This is a genomic window from Microcoleus sp. B3-A4 (assembly GCF_036705385.1).
GTDB lineage: Bacteria > Cyanobacteriota > Cyanobacteriia > Cyanobacteriales > Microcoleaceae > Microcoleus.
In genome coordinates this window covers 1-3323 of record NZ_JAUBUI010000173.1, presented here as the reverse complement: position 1 = coordinate 3323, position 3323 = coordinate 1, and the positions used below count along the sequence as shown (strand labels likewise).

Below are 3323 nucleotides of genomic sequence, written 5' to 3'. Positions count from 1 at the left end.
ATTGGTTAGATAGGATGCTTTTTACAAAGGGTATACTTAGCTATTTTACTATGGTTGTACTACCGGACATGATATTACCCATTGTCAGGACACCGCCCCTGGCCGTTTCCCGAAAATTAATCGGGCGATGGTTACATCTCTCATGGAGGGCGATCGATTATTTTCGGGTAGGGAAACGGCACGGTGCGGTGTCCAGAGTTGCTAAAGAAGTTGGGTATTTAAGTATTCTGTTTTTTTATTTACTGTGCCTATCGACTCGGAAGTTCGACACCAACTTTTTGAGCTAAATCGGTCACATTGTTGGTAAAATCTGTCATGTTTGCGATCGGAGTAGCCATACTCGCCGCGATCGCTAAAATAAGACCCAATTTTTTCCCAATGAGTTTCCGATTGCGGTTTTCTTCGGGTTTATTTAGTTGTTCTTCCACGTTGCCAATTTCCATCAACACTTCTTCGCGTTCGTCTTCGGGGAATTGTGCCGCGGTTTCACGCATCGATGAAATCAGTTTCACAAGTTCGGCGGTATTGGCATTATTAGTTTGATTAAATTGATTGCCCCTAGCTTGGGCATTATCTTGAAATTGGCTGGCGTTAATTCCGGAGAGATGAGCACCTTGCAAGTCGTTTTTTTGGGAAGAATCTTGATTCATGCTGTTACCGTCGAAGTACAAGTTTAAATTGTTTACAGTTTTCTGAGTTCTAGAATAATCTACCGCAGGCGATCGATCGATTCCAGGAACTTTCTCTTGGGAATAGTCGGGAAAATCCTCGATTAAGCCCCGCACCTGGACATCTTTATATGGCGGTTCTCCACATTCCACTGTGTACTTGCCATTTGCCAAACGGCGGCGCAAATCATCAAAGGCATAGGAAGAGGGATTTTGGCTACCTTTGCATTCGGAACAATTGCAGGGAATTAATTCTTGGTATTTGAGGCGCTTATCGTAAGTATCATGAATTTCCCGGAGTTTGTGACGAATGCTATTTAGGAGATAGTTTTTCGGGGTTCCAGATACGCGGATGCGGATTTCTCGTTGATGATAATTCTCGATGACTTCGGCTTTGGCGTAGTTGTCGGCGAGGAGAACGCCGTCACGCCAGACAATATCCTCTCTAGCAGCACCTGAAGAGGGAGCGATATTCGGGCGGCAAATCAAGCGGTGCATCTCCACAATCAGCCTGGTGATGATGCCTTTGGGCATAAACTCATATTTGTAGCGCACTATCAGGTTGTCGGTGTCGTCCCAGTCGTACTCTGGTGCTTCGAGGGGGAGGCGTTGCGGGGCGATGTAGTGTCCCCGTTGGCCGGGGATTGGGTAGCAAATTTTGAAGTTTTCCATGAGCTCAAGTAGCTCATCGTGGAGGCCTTGGTATTGTCTATCGATCCAGATTTCCCTGAGGTTTTCGTCGGTGAAGTATCCACACTTGGCGATGACTTGTTCGTTATCGGTGACTTTGTAGACGGCGTTGGTGGCCCATTCGGGACTCAGGATGACCCAGTTGAAGAGGATAGATTTTTTTTTGTCAGCATTTGTTTGGAAGTGGAGGATAATACCCAAGTCGTGCAAATACTTGCTCAGACTCAGCATGGCCTGTTTGTCGGATTTGTCGAAGCCGTGGGTGGCGCAGATGTCGTAGAACTCAGAGACTTCGATGTGGGTTTTGCGTTCGGCGTAGTTTTCCAGGACGTGGCGGACTTTTGCCCAGTGTTTGGGGATGGGCGTACTGATGTGATCCAGGGTGGTGATGCGGTTTTGTAGGGCGCGCTGGAGGGTTTCGAGTCCGCGATTGTCGGCGAGGTTGGTGGTGAGGGGTTTTTCTATTAGGTTGTCAAAGTCACGGCGCAGTTGGGAAACGTTGATTTCGCAGCGGCGGTCTTGTTTTTCGTTCTGGACGAGGAAGACGGGACTGCTGTTGCTGAGGAGTTCGATGATGTTCAACCAGTAGCAGAGGTTGGGGTTTTCGCGGCGGTTATCCACGAGGAGGATATAGAGGGAACGTTCGGTGAGGAAAAATTGGTGCGTGGCGTGGTAGATTTCCTGTCCGCCAAAGTCCCAGATGTGGACGCGGAAAGGTTTGCCGTTGACTTGTTGGAATTTCCAGCGGATGACATCGATGCCTTCGGTGCTGGGTTCTTGTTCTTTGAGTTCGTAGTCGGGGTTGAGGAGTTTGTTTGCTAGGGTGGTTTTTCCCGATCCGCCTTCGCCGACAATCAAAAGTTTGGCTTCGTTGAGTTCTTCGTTGTCGTTGGGGTTGCGGGTTTGGAAGTAGAAGTCGAGGATGGTACGCAAATCGCCTGGTTTCGACAATTCTTCGCCTTGGAGAATTTCGGGAGGAATCGGGAGCGGATTTCCCCGCAAGTCGAGTTTTTCCAGCTTTTCCATGCCACGAATCGCCTCTGGGATGGAGCTAATCTGATTGTAAAGGAGGGAAAGGTTTGTCAGATTAGAGAGTTGGGCGAGAGCCTCTGGGATTTGAGTAATCTGATTGCCAGTGAGGTAAAGCCATGTCAGATTCGACAGTTGCCCGAGCTCCTCTGGGATGGAGGTAATTTGATTCAGACCGAGGTTAAGCAGTGTCAGATTCGACAGTTGCCCGAGATTCTCTGGGATGGAGGTAATTTGATTGTGAGTGAGGTCAAGCCCTTTCAGATTCGACAGTTGCCCGAGATTCTCTGGGATGGAGGTAATCTGATTGCCACTGAGGTCAAGCCCTGTCAGATTCGACAGTTGCCCGAGATTCTCTGGGATGGAGGTAATCTGATTGTCACTGAGGTCAAGCCCTATCAGATTGGACAGTTGCCCGATCGCATCTGGGATGGAGGTAATCTGATTGCTATTGAGGTAAAGCTGTGTCAGATTCGACAGTTGCCCGATCGCTTCTGGGATAGCCGTAATCTGATTCCTACTGAGGTTAAGTATTTTTAAGTTGGTTAATTGAAGAACAGCATCAGGAAACTCAGTTAACTTATTCCCAACCCATTTTCTTTTCTCTTCATCGAGCTTCCCCAACACCAACGTCTCAAGCTGCGTGCACTTGCCAATCTCCGGCGGCAATTCCTCCAAGTCGAGCCCCGACAAATCCAGTTCCGTCAATTTTTCCTCGGCTGCCCGGTGAATTCGCCGCACTGCTTCCTCTCGCGTCATGCCCTTTGTCTCTCGGTAGGATTCAGTTTATTGTGACAGGATTTTTTGCTTGGTGGGGGGGAATCATGACACGGCAGTGACCAAGGCGTGACAACTTAAGCTCAATGGCACTGAAAAAGTCTCAATCACGCCCTCCGTTTAGATTTCAAGACAGAGCGAGGTTCCTGCATTCGAGGA

At 48.6% G+C, this 3323-nt stretch carries 1 protein-coding gene; it reads right to left on the bottom strand.

What is annotated here, in order from left to right:
• Positions 1 to 248 precede the first annotated feature (248 nt).
• Positions 249 to 3146 (bottom strand): leucine-rich repeat protein, encoded by a 2898-nt coding sequence (locus QUB33_RS28930; protein ID WP_333357946.1) that lies wholly within the window; start codon positions 3144 to 3146, stop codon positions 249 to 251.
• Positions 3147 to 3323: the final 177 nt, after the last annotated feature.

What these genes read in the sequence shown, in the direction of transcription:
- QUB33_RS28930 (WP_333357946.1), bottom strand. Translation starts at nt 3,146, where the DNA reads ATGACGCGAGAGGAAGCAGTGCGGCGAATTCACCGGGCAGCCGAGGAA.